Below are 17,112 nucleotides of genomic sequence, written 5' to 3'. Positions count from 1 at the left end.
ACGCCGGGATCTGCACGGGGGGCCGTCGGCAACGACGGTCCCTACCGTAATAGTCCTGAGTCCGGCAGGCTGCCGCAGCAATGGGGGCGCAGACCATGCGCACGCGTCTGGGCGGACGGGCAGCGTCTGGTCGTGACGGCCCCCGGCGCGCCACACGACGCCGACAGCCGCGACAACCCCCGCAGCCGGTGGTGCGGGCCGATCCCGACCGCCAGGTGCGCCAGCGGCGGCCAACAACACCGGTCCGACACCACCAACGGATCTCCGACTCAGGACACTAGAGGGGCAACAGGGGAAACCCCGGCGGTGGCGGGGGGCATCGGCGTACCCTTGCGTGGGACCCCTGGGAATGCCCGCTGCTGCCTGATCGGTTGACGCCCCCATGAAGCCTCTGATCGCCGAACCCGCCCCGCTGACCAACGACGAGATCCGGCGCTACGCCCGTCACCTCATCATGCCGAACGTCGGTATGGAGGGACAGGGCAGGCTCAAGGCCGCGAAGGTCCTGCTCGTCGGGACCGGCGGGCTCGGCTCCCCGCTGGCGATGTACCTGGCGGCGGCGGGTGTCGGCACCCTCGGCCTGGTCGACTTCGACGTCGTGGACGAGTCCAACCTGCACCGCCAGGTCATCCACGGCACCTCCGACATCGGCAAGCGCAAGACCGAGAGCGCGCGGGAGAGCATCGCCGACATCAACCCGCACGTCCGGGTGCAGGTCCACGAGACGGCGCTCACCAGCGAGAACGCCCTGGACATCATCCGCGACTACGACCTGGTCATCGACGGGACCGACAACTTCCCGACGCGCTACCTCGTCAACGACGCCTGCGTGCTGCTCGGCAAGCCCAACGTGTATGGCTCCATCTTCCGCTTCGACGGTCAGCTGTCGGTGTTCTACGCCGAGGAAGGCCCCTGCTACCGCTGCATGTTCCCCGAGCCGCCGCCCCCGGGGATGGTGCCGTCGTGCGCGGAGGGCGGGGTGTTCGGCGTGATCTGCGCCACCATCGGCGCCGGGCAGGCCACCGAGGGCATCAAGCTGCTGACCGGCATCGGCGACCCGCTGATCGGACGCATGCAGATCTACGACGCCCTCGAGGCGCGGTGGCAGACGATCAAGGTCAACAAGGACCCCGAGTGCCCGGTCTGCGGGAAGAACCCGACCGTCACCGAGCTGATCGACTACGAGCAGTTCTGCGGGATGCCCGCGATCGAGGGCGAGGCCGAGCAGACCGCCGAGGGCGTGGTCGAGATCACCCCGGAGGACTTCGAGCGGGTGCGCGACCAGGTGCGCCTGATCGACGTGCGCGAACCCCACGAGTCCGACATCAGCCGGATCACCGGCGCGGACCTCATCCCGCTCGGGACGCTGCCCCAGCACCTGCACGAGCTGGACTCCAGCCAGGAGATCGTCGTGCACTGCAAGAGCGGTGCCCGCTCGGCGCAGGCGTGCCGGTTCCTGAACGACGCCGGGTTCCGCAAGGTCAAGAACCTCGCCGGTGGCATCAACGCCTACGCCCGTCGGGTCGATCCGTCCATCCCGACCTACTAGCCCATCGCGCTGACGGACCAGGGTGGCGAACGGCGTCACCGCGGCAGGTGCAGCGCGAGCTCGACGATCCGGTGGCCGTCCATCTGGGTGACCTCCAGCCGGCAGCCGTCGGCCGTCTGGACGGTGTCACCGATCTCGGGCAGACGCTGGAGCTCGGCGATGACATAGCCGGCGACGGTCTCCCACTCGCCCTCGGGTAGGGAGACGGGCGCGCGGTCGGCGAGCTCGTCGGGTCGCAGCGCTCCCGGCACGAGCAGGGCGCCGTCCCGGCGCCGGGGGAGGGAACGCCCAGTCGCCGAGGTGCCCGGCCCCGGGTGGTCGGACTCGTCCTCGAACTCGCCGATGAGCTCCTCGAGGAGGTCCTCCAGGGCGACCAGGCCGGTGACGGTGCCGAACTCGTCGACGACGATGGCGACGTGCTGGCGGTCGCGGCGCATGTCGAGCATCAGGCTCTCAAGCGGCCGCGACTCCGGGGCGACGAGGGCCGGCCGGGCCAGCGAGGCAGCGGTGACGCGCGATCGGTCCTGCGCGGGCACCGCCAAGAGGTCCTTGACGTGCAGCACCCCCCGGATGCGGTCGAGCTCACCGTCGTACACCGGGATGCGTGAGCGCCCGGTCTCGCTCGCGAGCTGTTCGAGCTCGCCGATGCCGGCGTCGACGGGCACGGCGACGATGTCCCCGCGCGGCACCATCGCCGCCTCCGCGTCGAGGCCGGACAGGTCCAGGGCTCGGGACAGGAGGGTTGACTGCTCCTCGCCGAGGGTCCCCTGCCGCCCGGACTCCGCGACCAGCAGCAGCAGGTCAGCGGGGGAGTGGCTGGCGGCGAGATCGTCGCGGGGCTCGACGCCGACGAGGCGGACGAGGACGTTGGCCATGGCGTTCAGCAGACGGATGAACGGGCGCACGGCCGTCGCGAACGCCCGGAACGGCCGGATCAGGCGCATCGCCGAGCGCTCCGGGTCGGCGATCGCCCATGACTTCGGGGCCATCTCGCCGACGACCATGTGCAGGAAGACCACGATCGACAAGGCCAACGCGAAGGCGATCGCGTGGCTCACCCCGGAGGGCAGGCCGGTCAGGCCGAGCAGCCGGCTGAGCCCGACCTCCAGTGCCGGCTCGGCGACCGCCCCGAGACCGAGCGAGGACATCGTGATCCCGAGCTGCGCCGCGGCGAGCATGAGCGACAGCTCGCGCACGCCGGTGAGGGCGCGGGCGGCGGCCCGGTGCCCTTCGGCGGCGAGCTGCTCCAGGCGGGACTGGCGCGCCGCGAGCAGGGCGAACTCCGCGGCGACGAAGCCGCCGTTGGCCGCCAGCAGGGCGAGCCCGACCAGGCCTGCGGTGAGGCTCACGAGGGCTCCTCCCCACCGCGCGTGCGGGGGACCGCGGTCAGCTGCGCCTGCCCGACGGCCAGGCCCGCGAGGCTGCGCACCCGCACCCGTGTGCCGTCCACCTCGATGACGTCACCAGGCTTCGGCATGCGACCCAGGGTGGCCATGACGAGCCCGCTCACGGTGTCGTAGTCACCCTCGGGCAGGGCGAGTCCGGTGTCGCGCGCCGCCTCGTCGATGCGCCAGCCGCCGGGGACGAGGTACGAGCCGTCGGGCAGGGCCTGCACGCGCGGTTCCGCCGCATCGTGCTCGTCGCGGATCTCGCCGACGAGCTCCTCGACGATGTCCTCCAGGGTCACGATGCCGGCGGTGCCGCCGTGCTCGTCGACCACCACGGCCATCGGGCTGCGTGCGGCACGCAGCTCGGTGAGCAGCGGACCGAGCAACGCGGTCTCCGGCACGGCCAGGCTCGGGTGCAGCAGCGAGTGCAGGAGGGTGCGTGAGCGCACAGCGGCATCGACGAGGAAGATGTCCTTGGCCTGGACCACGCCGCGGACGTCGTCCAGGCCCTCGCCGATCGCGGGGAACCGGGAGTGCCCGCTGGCCACCGCCAACCGGCGCAGGTCCTCACACGTGGCCTCCACCGGGATGGAGTCGACGTTCGGACGCGCGACCATGACGTCGCCGGCCCGCCGGGCGCGAAAGTCCAGCGCCCGGGACATCAGCCCCGCCTGGCCCGCGGTGAGGGCGCCTTTCTTGCCCGACTCGGCGATGATGTGCTCGAGCTCCTCGGCCGACACGGCGCTCGGCACGTCATCCACGGGCTCGATGCCGAGCAGGCGAAGGAGCCGGTTCGCGGCGCCGTCGAACAGGCGGATCAGCGGTCCGGCGAGCCGGGTGTACCACCAGGTGGTGCGTGCCAGCGCGAGCGCCACCGGTTCGGCCTTGGCGATCGCGAGGTTCTTCGGGGCCAGCTCGCCGATCACCATCTGGGCGGTGGTCGCCACCACGAAGCCGACGGTGAGCGACACGGCCAACACGGCTTGGTCGCCGAGGCCGGTGAGCCCGATCAGCGGCCGCAGGGCCGCGCCGAGGGTCGGCTCGGCGATGTAGCCGACCAGCAGGGACGTCGCGGTGATCCCGAGCTGGGCGCCGGAGAGCATGAACGACAGCCGGTCCCGGACCGCCAAGCTCAGCACCCCCCGCCGGTCACCCTGCGCGGCGGCCTCCTCCAGGCGCCCGCGGCGGGCCGCCACGTAGGCGAACTCGGCGGCCACGAAGTACCCGTTGGCCGCGATCAGCCCCGCCACCGCCAGCAGGCCGAGGACCGTCACCATCGGGCCGACCCCCCCGGTGGGCTCACACCGCGCCGGGAGGTGGCGCGTCGGGCTCCTCGGGCGGGGCCGCGCCGGCTCCCCGTTCGATGATGCGGGGCTCGGGCAGGTAGCGGGTCGTCTCCGGTTCCCGCTCCACGCGACCGTCGGGGAAGGTCAGCACGCGGGTGACCGTGATGTCGAAGCCCTCCCGCCCGGACTGGACGACGCGCCCGCTGCCGGCTGGGAGGGCATCGGTCTCGCGGACGCGCTCCGGGGGCGGCGTGACGTTCGTGCGCTCCCCGGTGATCGAGTCGACCTGCACCCAGCGGGTGCCGTAGACCGACACGGTCACCGACGTCGCCGTGTGGGCGGTCGCGAGCAGGGCCCCGTACGGCGAGGAGTTGCGCATCTGCAGGTCGACGTTGGGGTAGTTCAGGGTGGCCTCGCGCCCCACCGGATACCGGCTGATGTAGTAGGAGTGGGCCTTGTGCTGCGGGATCGCGTACCCGCCGAAGTACGCCGCGTTGTACATGGTGGTCGCGAACTGGCTGACCCCCCCGCCGATCTGCTCGACGAACTCCCCGTCGAAGATCGCCCCGCCGCCGACGAAGCCCTTGGCGGCGGTGCGCTCGCCGACGTGGTCGTTGACGGAGAAGGTCTCGCCCGGACGTAGGAGGGTCCCGTCGACCATGTCGGCGATCCGGTGGATGTTGGTCACCCGGCTCTGGCCGGCGGTGAACTCGGTCGTGTAGGTCGACACCCGCTCGACGACCCCCAGCGCTTCGGCGCCCGCGGTGGTGAGGTCGGGAGCCGTGACCACGCCCTCCAGGGCTGCCTCGCGGGGTCCGCCGCCGGTCGCGAGCGCGAGGACCTGCTCCGCGGCGATCTCGGGATCGAACTGGAACCCGTCCTGGGACGGCGCGATGCGCACCGTGCCACCGGCCACCGAGAACGTCGCGTCCACCGGTGGCGTCTCGATCGCGTCCAGCGTGGTGGCAGGGACCACCTCGGCGAGCCGGGCGGGGTCGACCCGCAGGCCGAGCTCGGCGCCGTCACGGTCGACCGCGAGCACCGCACCGATCTGGTCGGGCGACAGCGTCAGCGCCGTGTCATCACGGGACAGCGTCACGGGACCGGCCAGGGCACGCTCGGCGACCGCCAGCACGGCGTCCACGTCTGCCGGGGTCGTCTCGGGTCGCACCGGCTCCGCCTGGGCGCGCACGGTGCGATCGGCTTGCGGGTCCAGGAGGGCGGCCCGCAAGCGGGGTCGCAGCACGTCGAGCTGCACGACCCCCCCGGGTCGGGGATCGATGCGGGTGATCTGCGCTCCGTCGAACTCCAGGGACCCCTCCACGGGGGGCTGGGTGAGCTCCGCGGAGGCCCTGACGAGCCACGCCTCCAGCTGCTCGGCGTCGACGTGCTGCTCCGGGGCGACCCTGATGGTGCCCAAAAAGGCCCGCAGGTGGTCGAACAAGGCCCCGAAGGGGTTGACCTGGCGGCCCCGGCGCAGCACCGCTTGTGCCGTCGCCTCCGTGTCGAACCGGTAGCCGAGGTCGGCTGCGGGCGCTGCGACCTCCACCTCACCCAGCGTCACCGTGACCGGTGTGCGCTCACGGCGGTCGCGGTACTCGTCCAGGACGGCGGCCAGCGCGGTCTCGTCGAGGTCGCCCACCTGCACGTCAGCCACCTGCGCACCTGGAAGGGTGCCCTGGCGCGCCAGGCGCAGGCCGGTGAGTGTCAGCGCCCCCAGGACGACGAACGCGGCCAGCAAGGCGATCGCGAGACGCGGGCCGCGTCGGCGCCGCGTCGGGGAGCCCGCCTGGTGTGGCGCGGGGAGAAGTGTGCGCATAGGTCAACCGAGCGTAGCAGCGCGCTGCCGTAGCGGAGTCGGCATCCTTGGGGGTCGCGCCGCCATCCGTCGAAGGTCTTTGACCCTGCCGGCGGCGAGGGCTAGTCTTCCCCCGTCTTCCCCAAACGTGATCGAAACCCTTTGCGGTTCGGCGTGCCGTCAGCGTGCCATCAGCCGGGGTCGTCGGTTCGGGACATGGGAGCACGGTGCAGGGCACACAACGCAGCGCGATACGGGCACTGATGGTCGCGGCGATGATCGCCGGGCTGCTTCTGGCTGCCGTCGCCCCGGTCAGCGCCCAGTCGGCCGAGGAACGGCGGGTCAGCCAGACGCGGCAGAAGGTGGCCCAGGTCAGAGCAGCGCTCGAGAGCGCGCGTGCGCGCCAGTCGACCGACGCGGAGGCCCTGCGTGACGCCGACGCCCATCTCGCGGCGGTGATGGAGGCCGTCGGCCAGGCCGAGCATGCGGTCCAACGCCAGCAGCAGGCGGTCGAGGAGGCCCGAAGCCAGCTCGACGACCTCCGCCAGCGCGCCACCGAGCAGCGCCAGACCATGCGCAACCGGGCGGTGGAGCTGTACAAGAGCGGCGGCGGGGGCGGCCCGGTGGACGCCCTGCTCGCCGCGTCGAACCCGGCAGATGCGGTGCGTCGGTCCTCCTACATCGACCTGGTGGCGTCCTCGGACCGCCGCAGCCTGGAAGGCGTGTCGGCCTCCGGGGTCGCGGTCGACGCCCAGCGCACGGCGCTGGAGGCCGAGGAGGCCTCCCTCCAGCGGGTGCTGGACCAGCAGCAGCAGCTGCACGCCGAGGTCGCCGACCTGCGCAACGATCGGGCGCTGGTCTTCGCGGCCAGCTCCCAGCAGGTCGCACAGCTCGAGTCGCAGGAGCGCCACCTGGACGCTGAGAACCGGGAGCTCGCCAGCCTCGCGCGGCGGTCCAGCCGAGCTGCGCCCGTGCGCACCAGCCGTGGGGCGGTGGGCACCGCGGGTGTGGCGCCTGCACCGCAGGTCGGTGCCGGCGGCTGGGTCTGGCCCGCTCGGGGGCCGGTCACCAGCGAGTACGGTCCGCGGTGGGGTCGCCAGCACCAGGGCATCGACATCGGGGCGGCCACCGGCTCGGCGATCGTGGCAGCCCGGCCCGGCACCGTGACCCACGCCGGCTCGATGGGCGGCTACGGGGCGATGACGTTGATCGACCATGGCGGTGGGATCACCACCGCGTACGCGCACCAGAGCGCCATCATGGTGCGACGCGGCCAACAGGTCGGCGCCGGGGAGCGCATCGGCTCGGTCGGCTGCTCGGGCAGCTGCACGGGCCCCCACCTGCACTTCGAGGTCCGGGTCAACGGTTCCGCCCGCAACCCGCGCGGCTACCTCAACTGACGCACCAGCCCGGTCAGCAGTCGGCGGGCACGGGGGCGGCACCGGCGGCGTCGTCCGGCGCAGGTCCGGGCGCCTCGGGGGCGGGGGCTTCAGGAGCCGCGTCCTCGGGGGCGGGGGCCGGGTCCAGGATGGAGCCGTCCCGGAACTGGGCGAACAGGGCGTCGGCGGCGCCCTCGTCGGGCACGAGCACCGCCGCCCCGCCGATCCGGGCGTTGCCGGCCGGCACGGTGTAGGTGGCCAGGCCGTCCCCCGCGAACCCGCGGCCCGCCCGGGCGAGACGCAGCAGGTCCACCAGGCCGAGGTTCTCCGAGGCAGTCAGGGCGCGGCCGGCGGAGCCGCCCGTGACGAACAGGCGCACGGGGTTGAGCAGGGTCGAGGGCTGGGTGACCTCATCGGCCAGCTCGGCGATGAAGCGCTGCTGGCGGGCGATCCGTCCCAGGTCGCCGTCGACGGTGCGGGCCCGCACGAAGCCGATCGATTGGCTCCCGTCGAGGCGCTGGCAGCCCGCGGGCACGTCGATGCCGGCGGGCCGGTCCACGAATGCCTCCTCGAAGAAGAGGGTCACCCCCCCGACAGCGTCGACGATCTTGATGAAGCCCAGGAAGTTCACCTCGGCGTAGTGCGTCACCGGGATCCCCGACATCTGCGTCACGGTCTGCGCCATGCACGTCGGTCCGCCGAGGGCGTAGGCGGCGTTGATGCGCCCCTGCGTCCCATCGCACCGGGTGACGTAGAGGTCGCGGGGCAGCGACAGCATCGCGGCGCGTCCCCCCGAGATCGACAGCAGGAAGATCGTGTCCGTGCGATCACCGTCGACGGCCTCGGTGCCGAGCTCCAGCAGCTCCTCGTCGGTGAGTCCCTGCCGGCTGTCGTTGCCGACCACCAGCACGTTCATCCGGCCGTCGGCACTGCCGAGACCGTCGACCTGCACACGGTTGATCTGCGTGCTCGTGTAGACCGCCAGCACCGCTCCCGTGCCAGCCACCGCCAGGCCGAGCACCGCGACGGCGAGCAGCAGAACACGGGCCGACCGGCGCGGGGTGAGCCGGCGCGCACGGTGGGGCGCCGCGGCCGGTGACGTCCCGCGGTCGGCGGGCGTCGGCGGTGGGCGCTCACCCCCGACCTGCCGTGCCGCGTTGCGCGTCGGACGCGCCCGGCCCCGTTGGACAGGGCCGAAGCCACCGGTGTCCGCCGCGGGCTGCGCCGGGGCCGCGGGCTGGCCCTCGGTGTCCGCCGCGGGCTCCGGCGGAGTCGCCGGCGGACCCTCGGTGTCACCGCCGCCGCGCTCCACGGGGCCCCACCCGTCGTCTCCCAAGGTCTCGCGTCCTCTCGTCGCCGTCATCACGGTAACCGCTGGGCGGGATGCGAGGACGCATGCACCACAGCCCGCACGGGAGCGCCGGGGTGCGCCGGCGCGAGGCTACGCGGCGCCCCAGCCGCCGCCGCCCGGGGTCTCCACCCGCACGCGAGCGCCCGCGTGCAGCCGCCAGGTGCCCTTGGCGGCGAGATTCTCCTCGGTACCGTCGGTGTGGACCAGCACGTTGCGGCCCGTGGCGCCGTCCTCGCCGCCGGCCAGCCCCCAGGGAGCGTGGGCGCGCCGCTCGGTCTGCAGCGTCAGGGTGGCGTCGGTGAGCACCTCGATCTCGCGGACGATGCCCTCGCCGCCGGGGTGGCGGCCATCACCGCCCGATCCGTCGCGCAGCTCCGCGCGCCACACCCGCAGCGGGTACGCCAGCTCAATCGCCTCGGCGGGCGTGTTGCGGGTGTTGGTCATGCCGGTGTGCACCCCGCTCATCCCGGGCCGGGATGGCGTGCCACCCTCGCCCCCGGCGAGCGTCTCGTAGTAGCTGAAGGCCGCGGCTCCGCCCGCCGCCCCGATGAGCAGGTTGTTCATCGTGCCCTGGCTGGCCGCCGGGACCCGGTCGGGCAGCGCCTGGGCGAACGCGCCGAGCAGCACGTCGACGATGCGCTGGCTGGTCTCCACGTTGCCCGCCGCCACCGGTGCCGGATGCGCGGCGTGCACGAGGCTGCCCTCGGGCGCCCGGACGTGCACCGCCCGGTACGCCCCCGCGTTGGGCGGGGCGCCGGGATCGGTGAGCATCCGGAACACGAACCACGTGGCCGACAGGGTCACGGCGAAGACCGCGTTCACGTTCACCGGCACCTGCGGGGCGGTCCCGGCGAAGTCCGCGGTGACCTCGTCCCCGTCGACGGTGACGGCCACGCGGATCTCGGGCTCGCCGTGCGCGCCGAGCTCCAGCACGTCGGCGAAGGCGTACGTGCCGTCGGGGATGTCGAGGACCGCGGCCCTGACCCGCCGCTCGCTGTAGTCGCACACCGCCGCACAGGCGGCGGCCAGCCCGTCGGGGCCCCACCGGCCGGCGAGCTCCCGCAGGCGTCGGGCCCCGACGTGGTTGGCGGCGAACTGGGCCCGCAGGTCACCGCGACGCTCGGCGGGGGTCCGCGAGTTGGCCGCGATCAGCGCGAGGACGTCCTCGCGCGGCCCGGCGGCGTCCGCGACGACGACCGGCGGGATCCGCAGACCCTCCTCGACGATGTCGGTGGCCGAGGCCGGCATGGAGCCCGGTGCCGCACCACCGACGTCGGCATGGTGGGCGCGGTTGGCCACGTAGCCGAGCAGGCGGCCCGCCTCGTCGCGGACGCCCTCCACGAGGGTGATGTCGGGCAGGTGCGTCCCGCCCGCGTACGGGTCGTTCACGGCGACCTGGACGTCCTTCGCCAACTCGCCGCCGAAGGCGTCGAGGGCGGCGCGCACCGACGCGGGCATCGACCCGAGGTGCACCGGGATGTGCTCGGCCTGGGAAACCATGCCGCCCCGGGGGTCGAACACCGCGGCGGAGCAGTCCCGCCGTTCCTTGATGTTGGGGGAGTAGGCGGCGCGCATGAGGGCGATCCCCATCTCCTCGGCGACGCCGTCCAGGGCGTGCCGGGTGACCTCCAGCTCGACGGGCGTCACGGCTGCTCCCAGCGCAGCACCAGGTTCGCGGCCTGGTCGACCTCGGCGACGTCGCCCGGCCCGAGCAGGGTGGTGGAGTCGGGCTGCTCGACCAGCGCCGGTCCCGTGACCGTGTCGCCGGGTGACAGCACGGCTCGGTCGAGCACCCGGGCGTCCATCTCCTCGCCGCCCACACCGACACGCCGGCGGCGCTCCGGCCGGGCCGGTCCCTGGTCCCAGTGGGTCGGCGGCGCCGGGAGCACGGGCGTCGCGGTGGCCACCACCCGCACGGTCACGACCGTGACCTGTTCGTCGGGCATCGCGTAGCCGTAGGCCTCGTGGTGGGCGGTGTGCAGGGCCTCGGCCAGGTCCCCGTCGCCGTCCACCCGCAGCTCATGGGACTGGCCGGCGTAGCGGCAGTCGGCCAGCCTGCTCCGGGTCACGGGCCCGGAGACCCCCTGGGCCGCCAGCGTGGCCTCGGCCTCCTGCTCGAGGCCAGCCCATGCGGACGCGAGGTCGTCCCGGGCGTCGGCCATCACCGTGCGGGAGGATTCATGGCGGGGTGGTGCCAGAAGCAGACCCAGCGCCGACAGCACGCCGGGCGCGGGGGGGACGACCACCGCCGCGTACCCCAGCTCGCGAGCCAGCGCGGCTGCGTGCAGCGGGCCCGCCCCGCCGTAGGCGACGAGGGCGAGACTACCCGGGTCCACCCCGCGCTCGGTGGTGACGCGGCGCAGGGCGCGCGCCATCGTCGCCTGCACGACGGTGAGGACCCCGTGCGGCCCGCTCTCGATGCCGTCCATGACTTCCCGGGCGGCCTGCGCAGCGAGCCGCAGGCCGCCGCCCATCTCCCGCTCCGGATCGAGGTGGCCGAGCAGGCAGTGCGCATCGGTGACCGTCGGCTCGGTCCCGCCGAGCCCGTAGCAGGCCGGCCCGGGTACTGCCCCCGCCGACCGCGGCCCGACCCGCAGCGCGCCGCCCCGATCGACCCAGGCGATCGAGCCCCCGCCCGCCCCGACGGTGTGGATGGCCACCGCCGGCGTGCGGAAGGGCAACCCGCCGATCTCCGCCTCGGTGGCCACGTCGGGCCGCCCGTCGCGGATCAAGCAGACGTCGGTGGAGGTGCCGCCCATGTCGAAGGCCACCGCGTCGGAGAAGCCGGCAGACACGGCGATCGCGCCGGCGGCCACGACCCCGGCGGCCGGCCCCGACAGCAGCGTGTGGACCGGGTCGCACGCCACCACGTCCAGGGCGGCCGTACCGCCGCCGGACGTCATGACGCTGATGCGGCTCTCCGGCAATCGGTCCGCCAGACCGGTGAGGTAGCGGTGCATGACCGGCGCGACCGCGGCGTTGAGGACGCAGGTCGAGGCGCGTTCGAACTCGCGGAACTCGGGGAGCAGCGCCGTTGATCGGGTGATCGGGACACCCAGCCGGTCGGCCAGCGCGGCGCACAGCCGCTCCTCGTGGGCAGGGCCGGCGTAGGCGAACAGCAGGCTGACGGCAACGGCTTCAGGTGTGCGTGCCGCGACGGCGTCGACCACACGGTCGATCTCCTCGTCCGTGAGCGCCACCACGGGCCGACCGTCGGACGTGGTGCGCTCGTGCACGGTCACCACGTCGCTGCGGTCCACGAGTGGAGGGGGCCTCACCGGGCCCAGGTCGTAGAGGGCCGGTCGGTCCTGGCGGGCGATCGCGAGCACGTCCGCGAACCCGTCCGTGGTGACCAGCACCGTGCGGGCGACGGCCCGCTCCAGCACGGCGTTGGTGGCTGCCGTGGACCCGTGGGCGATCAGCGGCGGGTGGGTCCCCGCCGCCCGTTCCAGACCGGCGACGACGCCCTGCGCCTGGCCCCCGGGGGTGGTCGGCACCTTCACGGCCCGATGTCGTCGCTGCCCGGGGGTGTCGAGCATCACGACGTCGGTGAACGTCCCGCCGACATCGACGCCCGCCGCCGCCGGCGCGGGCACTGCTCGCGAATCGGATGTCGCCACCGGGCGCAGTCTAGTCCCGCGCTGCGGGCCCCCGGTCGCCGGCCGAGGTTTCCAAACCGTCCCAAACGGGCACGCCCACGAGACGACGCAAAGGAAGTGTGACGTGGCGGCGGAACTCGGCACGAGCCTCATGGCGGGCCTGTTGGTGCTCGCGTTCCCCATGGCGTTGCTGCTGGGCCTCTGGTTCCTCGGGCGGTTGGAGGACTGGATGCTGCGGCCGTACGAACGCGCCATCGCGATCGAGAGCGTCCTTGCAGCCGAGGAGGAGGCCGAAGCGGTGGAACGGGCGGTGATCGACATGATCGCCGACGTCGCCGATTCTCCGCAGCGGCGCTCGGCGCGCCAAACGTTCCGGGAGTCGATCAGGTAGGACCACTGGTCGCGGTCCACCAGGCGCGGCTATTCTTGGGACACGATGGGGACCGACGCCGACAAGCACCGATACTTCGAGGACATGGCCGTCGCCCATGTCCTCGGTGGCCTCGACGAGTCCGACGGCCGCGTCTTTCGCTCCCATCTCCTGCAATGCCCTGACTGCCGCACCCACGTGGGGGAGCTCCGGGCCCTCGCCCACGATCTCGCCGACGTCGAACGCGACGAGCGGCGCGTGCGGTCGGCCAAGTCCGTGGAGACCAAGCGTCGGGAGGACGCCGACCAGGCGGACGAGGACGACGAACCGCTGCCTGCCCCGGTGGCGTCCCGTGTCCCCCGCCTGCTCGCGCTGGTCGGCGTGCTCGTCCTCCTGGGCCTCGCCGGGTGGAACTTCACCCTGCGCAGCTCGCTGGCGAACCAGGAGGCGATCGTCGCCACGGTCACCGATGCCGCCGAGCTGCTCGAGTTCGGGGACGAGGTCGCCTGGCAGGCCCACGCCGACGGTGTCGACGCCAGCCTCAGGATGGATGGGGACCGCCTCGTGCTGCTGGTCACCGGCCTGGCCGGCGGCGACACCACCCACGCGATCTACCAGCTCGACGGTGACGGCGACGTGGTGGCCAGCGAGCCGGTGGAGGTCCGCGACGGCCGGCTGTACTACCTCGTCCCGCTCCTCGCCGACAGCCGCCGCCTGGTGGTGACCCGGCCTGACCAGGCGCTCTCCGACCGTCCGGCGGGGCAGGAGGTGTTGGAGGCGACACTGCCCGCTGACCGGTAGGAATAGCCGTCGGCAGCGGTCACCGCTATCCTCGTCACGGCAAGCCCGGGCTCGTAGCTCAGTGGGAGAGCGCTCGCCTCACACGCGAGAGGTCACAGGTTCGAAACCTGTCGAGCCCACTACCATCTGGTCGTGGCGAGACTCGGAACACATCGACGCATCAAGCTGTGTGATGCTATGATGCCAGGCATGCGGACGACCGTCACCCTCGAGCCCGATGTCGCCGCACAGCTGAAGCAGCGCGCGCAGCAGCAGGGCATCTCGTTCAAGGACGCGCTCAACAGCACGCTGCGCGCCGGGCTCGGCGGCGGCATCGACCGCGCGCCCTTCGTGCAGGGGACGGCGTCAATGGGCCTGCGCCCGGGCGTCGATCTTGACCGGGCAGGGCGCCTCGCGGACGAGCTCGAGGACGCTGAACGCGTCCGCAAGCTCGAGCTTCGCAAGTGAAGCTCGTCGACACGAACCTGCTCCTGTACGCCGTCGATGACACCTCCGTGCACCACGCGGTCGTCAGGCCGTGGCTCGAGACAAAGCTGTCGGGCACCGAGACGATCGGCTTCGCCTGGAACGCCATGCTCGGGTTCGTCCGGCTGTCCACGAGCGCCCACGTGTTCTCTGTGCCCTTGACAGTCGATCGGGCGCTCGACCTGCTCGAGGCCTGGCTGGCGCAGCCTTGCGCTGCCGTCCTCCAGCCCACCAAGCGGCACACCGCGGTGCTGCGCGACCTGCTCGCGCCGCTCGGGACGGCCGGCAACCTCACCAGCGACGCGCACCTGGCCGCCCTGGCGCTGGAGCACGGTGCCCAGATCTGCTCCACCGATGGGGATTTCGCCCGCTTCCGGGGCGTCGAGCTCGTCAACCCGCTGCGAAGCTGACCGCTTCATGAAATGCCGGGCAGGGGGCCGTCCCGGCAGGACGGTCAGCCGCCGGCGGCCTCCGTTGCCCGCTGCCGCAGGTCGGTGACGCCCGCACCGAACGACTCGTACTTCCAGAGTGCGCTGCCGGAGACGAAGACCGAGGCCCCGGCCGCCGCGGCGCCGGCGATGGTGTCCGGCCCGATCCCGCCGTCCACCTCGATCTCCACGTCGAAGCCCCCGGCGTCGATCATGGCGCGGGCCGCGGCGATCTTCGGCTCCATCGTCGAGATGTAGGCCTGGCCGCCGAACCCGGGGTTGACGGTCATGATCAGGACGAGGTCGACGAGGTCGAGCACGTTCTCGATGTAGCTCACCGGCGTGGCGGGGGACAGGGCGATGGCCGCACGGGCGCCCGCCTTGCGGATGGCCTGGTAGGTGGCGTGGGGCTGGCGCATCGCCTCGACGTGGACGATGATGATGTCGCAGCCCGCATCCACGAGCTTCGGGACCATCCACTCGGGGTCCCGGCACATCACATGTGCCTCGAATCCCAGTGAGACCAGCGGTCGGCAGGCCGCGATGACGTCGGGCCCGTAGGTGATGTTCGGCACGAACTGGCCGTCCATGATGTCCCACTGCAGGCGGTCGGCGCCCCCTTTCTCCAGGGCGACGCAGTCGTCGCCGAGGCGGGCATAGTCAACCGGGAGCATCGCCGGCACGATCTTGGGCGTCATGGGTGCAGCGTAGAGCACGGGGGCGGCGACGGCATCTTGCCGGTCGACGCACGCAGGCGGATGGTCAGCCGTTGTCGACGCGCGCATCGAGGAGCTGCTCGGCGACGTGCTCACCGGTCGGGTCGAACCGGAAGTGCGCCAGGTCCTTGCGGAACTCCAGGTCGGCTCCCGGCGGGCCACCGCGGTTCTTCTCGATGCTGAGGACCACGTAGTCCCGGAACGTCTCGGCGCGGACGGGGTCGGAAGCCACGAGCGCCGTCGACACGCAGGCGAGCTTCTCGTTCAGCATCAGCACCACGTCGCTCTCGCAGGCCAGCGCGGCAGACGCACGCAGATGGTGCAGACCCCGCCGGCGTGCGTGGGGCGCGACATGGTCGGTGGCGACGACGGCGACGACGGCGACGACGGCGATCGCGTGGGACAGGGCCAGCTCCTTCAGGCCCGCGGTGATCACGCTGATCCGCTCGGCCTCGACGGTGGGCCCGGTGCGCACCGCGACCTTCTGGAGGTAGTCCACGAAGAGCGCGGTGTGGCTGTTGCCGTGCGCGGTCACGAGCTGCTCCAGCTGCTCCAGGCCGGTGTGGCGGCTGGACGCCGGGACGAGCCACAGCCGGTCGGCGTAGTCGGCGACGCGGGTCCGGGCAGCCTCGAGCAGCTCCTGGCCCTCGCCGATGTCGGTCAGCGCGACCTCGCGGTTCGCGGCCCCGCGGACGGCCAGGCGCAGCCGATCGAGCACCGCCGTGTCGCGTGGACGGGCCGCGGCTCCGAGCTCCATCAGGAGGAGGCGGACGAGCAGCTCCGACTCGTCGTGCTCGAAGCAGGCGTAGATCGCGGTGCTGCCGGTGGACGCCATCTGACGAGCCATCTGCAGTGCCGCCACGGTCTTGCCGACGCCGGGGACGCCACCCAGCAGCACCAGGTCGTGGGCTCGCAAGCCTCCTTCGAGGATCGCGTCGAGCGGCCACAATCCCGTCGGGAACGGCGTCGTGCGCGACGCAGCTCCGTTCGGGCTGTCCGTGGCCAGCTGGTCGAGGACCGTGGCGAAGGTGCGCGGGGCCGTCATCGTCAGAACCCCCCGCCGACGATCATGGTCCGCACGATGCGGATCGCGCCCGGGCCCATGACGACCGTGAACAGGGCTGGCAGGATGCACAGGATCACCGGGAAGATGATCTTCACGGGCATCTTCATCGCGCGCTCCTCCGCGCGCTGGCGGCGTTTGACACGCAGCTCCGCCGCCTGGACGCGGAGGACCTTGGCGACGGCCACCCCGTAGGACTCCGCCTGGATGACCGCCGACGTGAAGTGGCGCAGGTCCGCCACCTTGGTGCGGTCCGCCAGGCTGCGCAGCGCGACGGTGCGCTGGATGCCCATCTGCATCTCCTGCAGCGTGCGGACGAGCTCCTGGGCCAAGGGCCCCTCGCCGGTGCGGCCCGCTCGGGCCATGGCCGCCTCGAAGCCGAGGCCGGCCTCCACGCAGATCGTCATCTGGTCGAGGGTGTCGGGCAGCGCGAGCGCGATCGCGTCCTGACGTGCCGCGCCCCGGCTGTGCAGGATCAGGTCGGGTGCGGCGTACCCGAGGACGGTGATGCCCGCCGCGAGCAGCAGCTTGCGTCCGGAGGGGTCGGCGCTGAACAGCAGGAACCCGATCCCGGCGCCGACGGCACCGAGCAGGAGCTTCGCGGCCAGGACCCGCTGCAGGGGCCACGCGGGCGGCCGGCCGGCCAGCTCGATCCGCCGTTCCAGCGCGGCGATCCAGCCGGCGGGGGTCAGCGACCGGCTGCGTTCGACGAGCGCGTTCACGGCCGGTCGCACGGCCCGCTCGCCGGCTCCCCGGCGCAGCGCGAGCTGGCGCAGGTCGGTCGATCCCGACCCCCCTGCGAGGTTCTGGGCGACGAGGCGACGGCCGGGGGTGCGGATGCCGGCGACGGCCCACCACAGCAGCGGCAGGGACGCCGCGACGGCGGCGGCGGCCAGGATGATGGGGACCGGCATGGCGG

At 72.9% G+C, this 17,112-nt stretch carries 15 protein-coding genes and 1 tRNA gene; 7 read left to right on the top strand and 9 right to left on the bottom strand.

Annotated features, from left to right (window positions below; genetic code table 11):
• Window positions 1-382: 382 nt before the first annotated feature.
• Entirely contained in the window at window positions 383-1,549 is a 1,167-nt protein-coding gene (gene moeB / locus WD250_08185; GenBank protein MEX2620184.1) for a molybdopterin-synthase adenylyltransferase MoeB, read from the top strand.
• A gap of 35 nt (window positions 1,550-1,584) precedes the next feature.
• On the opposite strand, the gene WD250_08180 is transcribed toward moeB, so the two are convergent.
• The 3 genes from WD250_08180 to WD250_08170 are packed head-to-tail and all read right to left on the bottom strand — an operon-like array spanning window position 1,585 to window position 6,042.
• Window positions 1,585-2,898 (bottom strand): hemolysin family protein, encoded by a 1,314-nt coding sequence (locus WD250_08180; protein MEX2620183.1) that lies wholly within the window; start codon window positions 2,896-2,898, stop codon window positions 1,585-1,587.
• Window positions 2,895-4,214 (bottom strand): hemolysin family protein, encoded by a 1,320-nt coding sequence (locus WD250_08175; protein ID MEX2620182.1) that lies wholly within the window; start codon window positions 4,212-4,214, stop codon window positions 2,895-2,897. Before WD250_08175 ends, WD250_08180 begins: the two co-directional genes overlap by 4 nt.
• 22 nt (window positions 4,215-4,236) lie before the next feature.
• Window positions 4,237-6,042, bottom strand: a complete 1,806-nt coding sequence (locus tag WD250_08170; protein MEX2620181.1) for a VanW family protein — start codon at window positions 6,040-6,042, stop codon at window positions 4,237-4,239.
• 242 nt (window positions 6,043-6,284) lie between these two features.
• Between WD250_08170 and WD250_08165 the strand changes: the two genes are divergently transcribed.
• On the top strand, window positions 6,285-7,421 hold the full coding sequence (locus WD250_08165) for a peptidoglycan DD-metalloendopeptidase family protein (GenBank protein MEX2620180.1): 1,137 nt from the start codon (window positions 6,285-6,287) through the stop codon (window positions 7,419-7,421).
• A 13-nt stretch (window positions 7,422-7,434) separates the two neighbouring features.
• Here the strand turns inward: WD250_08165 and WD250_08160 are convergent, their stop codons facing one another.
• The 3 genes from WD250_08160 to WD250_08150 form a co-directional block, all read right to left on the bottom strand.
• Window positions 7,435-8,736 (bottom strand): LCP family protein, encoded by a 1,302-nt coding sequence (locus WD250_08160; GenBank protein ID MEX2620179.1) that lies wholly within the window; start codon window positions 8,734-8,736, stop codon window positions 7,435-7,437.
• Window positions 8,737-8,841: 105 nt separating this feature from the next.
• Entirely contained in the window at window positions 8,842-10,398 is a 1,557-nt protein-coding gene (locus WD250_08155; GenBank protein ID MEX2620178.1) for a hydantoinase B/oxoprolinase family protein, read from the bottom strand.
• Window positions 10,395-12,371, bottom strand: a complete 1,977-nt coding sequence (locus WD250_08150) for a hydantoinase/oxoprolinase family protein (GenBank protein ID MEX2620177.1) — start codon at window positions 12,369-12,371, stop codon at window positions 10,395-10,397. Before WD250_08150 ends, WD250_08155 begins: the two co-directional genes overlap by 4 nt.
• Window positions 12,372-12,474: 103 nt before the next feature.
• Between WD250_08150 and WD250_08145 the strand changes: the two genes are divergently transcribed.
• The 5 genes from WD250_08145 (at window position 12,475) to WD250_08125 (ending at window position 14,396) form a co-directional block, all read left to right on the top strand.
• The gene (locus WD250_08145; GenBank protein ID MEX2620176.1) at window positions 12,475-12,741 is read left to right on the top strand and encodes a hypothetical protein; all 267 of its coding nucleotides are present in this window, start codon (window positions 12,475-12,477) and stop codon (window positions 12,739-12,741) included.
• A gap of 45 nt (window positions 12,742-12,786) precedes the next feature.
• Window positions 12,787-13,521 carry a zf-HC2 domain-containing protein gene (locus WD250_08140; GenBank protein ID MEX2620175.1) on the top strand — a complete coding sequence of 245 codons (735 nt, stop codon included), beginning with the start codon at window positions 12,787-12,789 and terminating at the stop codon, window positions 13,519-13,521.
• A 47-nt stretch (window positions 13,522-13,568) separates the two neighbouring features.
• Window positions 13,569-13,640: transfer RNA gene (locus WD250_08135), tRNA-Val, on the top strand.
• A 70-nt stretch (window positions 13,641-13,710) separates the two neighbouring features.
• Window positions 13,711-13,968 (top strand): hypothetical protein, encoded by a 258-nt coding sequence (locus tag WD250_08130; GenBank protein ID MEX2620174.1) that lies wholly within the window; start codon window positions 13,711-13,713, stop codon window positions 13,966-13,968.
• Window positions 13,965-14,396 carry a TA system VapC family ribonuclease toxin gene (locus WD250_08125; GenBank protein MEX2620173.1) on the top strand — a complete coding sequence of 144 codons (432 nt, stop codon included), beginning with the start codon at window positions 13,965-13,967 and terminating at the stop codon, window positions 14,394-14,396. Before WD250_08130 ends, WD250_08125 begins: the two co-directional genes overlap by 4 nt.
• 44 nt (window positions 14,397-14,440) lie before the next feature.
• On the opposite strand, the gene rpe is transcribed toward WD250_08125, so the two are convergent.
• From rpe to WD250_08110, 3 genes are all read right to left on the bottom strand, one after another.
• On the bottom strand, window positions 14,441-15,112 hold the full coding sequence (rpe, locus tag WD250_08120; protein MEX2620172.1) for a ribulose-phosphate 3-epimerase: 672 nt from the start codon (window positions 15,110-15,112) through the stop codon (window positions 14,441-14,443).
• Between the two features lie 64 nt (window positions 15,113-15,176).
• Entirely contained in the window at window positions 15,177-16,175 is a 999-nt protein-coding gene (locus WD250_08115; protein ID MEX2620171.1) for a DnaB-like helicase C-terminal domain-containing protein, read from the bottom strand.
• A gap of 2 nt (window positions 16,176-16,177) precedes the next feature.
• Window positions 16,178-17,107, bottom strand: coding sequence for a type II secretion system F family protein (locus tag WD250_08110; protein MEX2620170.1), 930 nt, complete (start codon window positions 17,105-17,107; stop codon window positions 16,178-16,180).
• Between the last annotated feature and the right edge of the window lie 5 nt (window positions 17,108-17,112).

The organism is Egibacteraceae bacterium (assembly GCA_040905805.1).
In the GTDB taxonomy this organism is placed as follows: domain Bacteria; phylum Actinomycetota; class Nitriliruptoria; order Euzebyales; family Egibacteraceae; genus DATLGH01.
This window is presented reverse-complemented; position numbering and strand designations above follow the sequence as displayed.

What these genes read in the sequence shown, in the direction of transcription:
- moeB (MEX2620184.1), top strand. Translation starts at nt 383, where the DNA reads ATGAAGCCTCTGATCGCCGAACCCGCCCCGCTGACCAACGACGAGATC.
- WD250_08175 (MEX2620182.1), bottom strand. Translation starts at nt 4,214, where the DNA reads ATGGTGACGGTCCTCGGCCTGCTGGCGGTGGCGGGGCTGATCGCGGCC.
- WD250_08170 (MEX2620181.1), bottom strand. Translation starts at nt 6,042, where the DNA reads ATGCGCACACTTCTCCCCGCGCCACACCAGGCGGGCTCCCCGACGCGG.
- WD250_08165 (MEX2620180.1), top strand. Translation starts at nt 6,285, where the DNA reads ATGGTCGCGGCGATGATCGCCGGGCTGCTTCTGGCTGCCGTCGCCCCG.
- WD250_08140 (MEX2620175.1), top strand. Translation starts at nt 12,787, where the DNA reads ATGGGGACCGACGCCGACAAGCACCGATACTTCGAGGACATGGCCGTC.
- WD250_08130 (MEX2620174.1), top strand. Translation starts at nt 13,711, where the DNA reads ATGCGGACGACCGTCACCCTCGAGCCCGATGTCGCCGCACAGCTGAAG.
- rpe (MEX2620172.1), bottom strand. Translation starts at nt 15,112, where the DNA reads ATGACGCCCAAGATCGTGCCGGCGATGCTCCCGGTTGACTATGCCCGC.
- WD250_08115 (MEX2620171.1), bottom strand. Translation starts at nt 16,175, where the DNA reads ATGACGGCCCCGCGCACCTTCGCCACGGTCCTCGACCAGCTGGCCACG.
- WD250_08110 (MEX2620170.1), bottom strand. Translation starts at nt 17,107, where the DNA reads ATGCCGGTCCCCATCATCCTGGCCGCCGCCGCCGTCGCGGCGTCCCTG.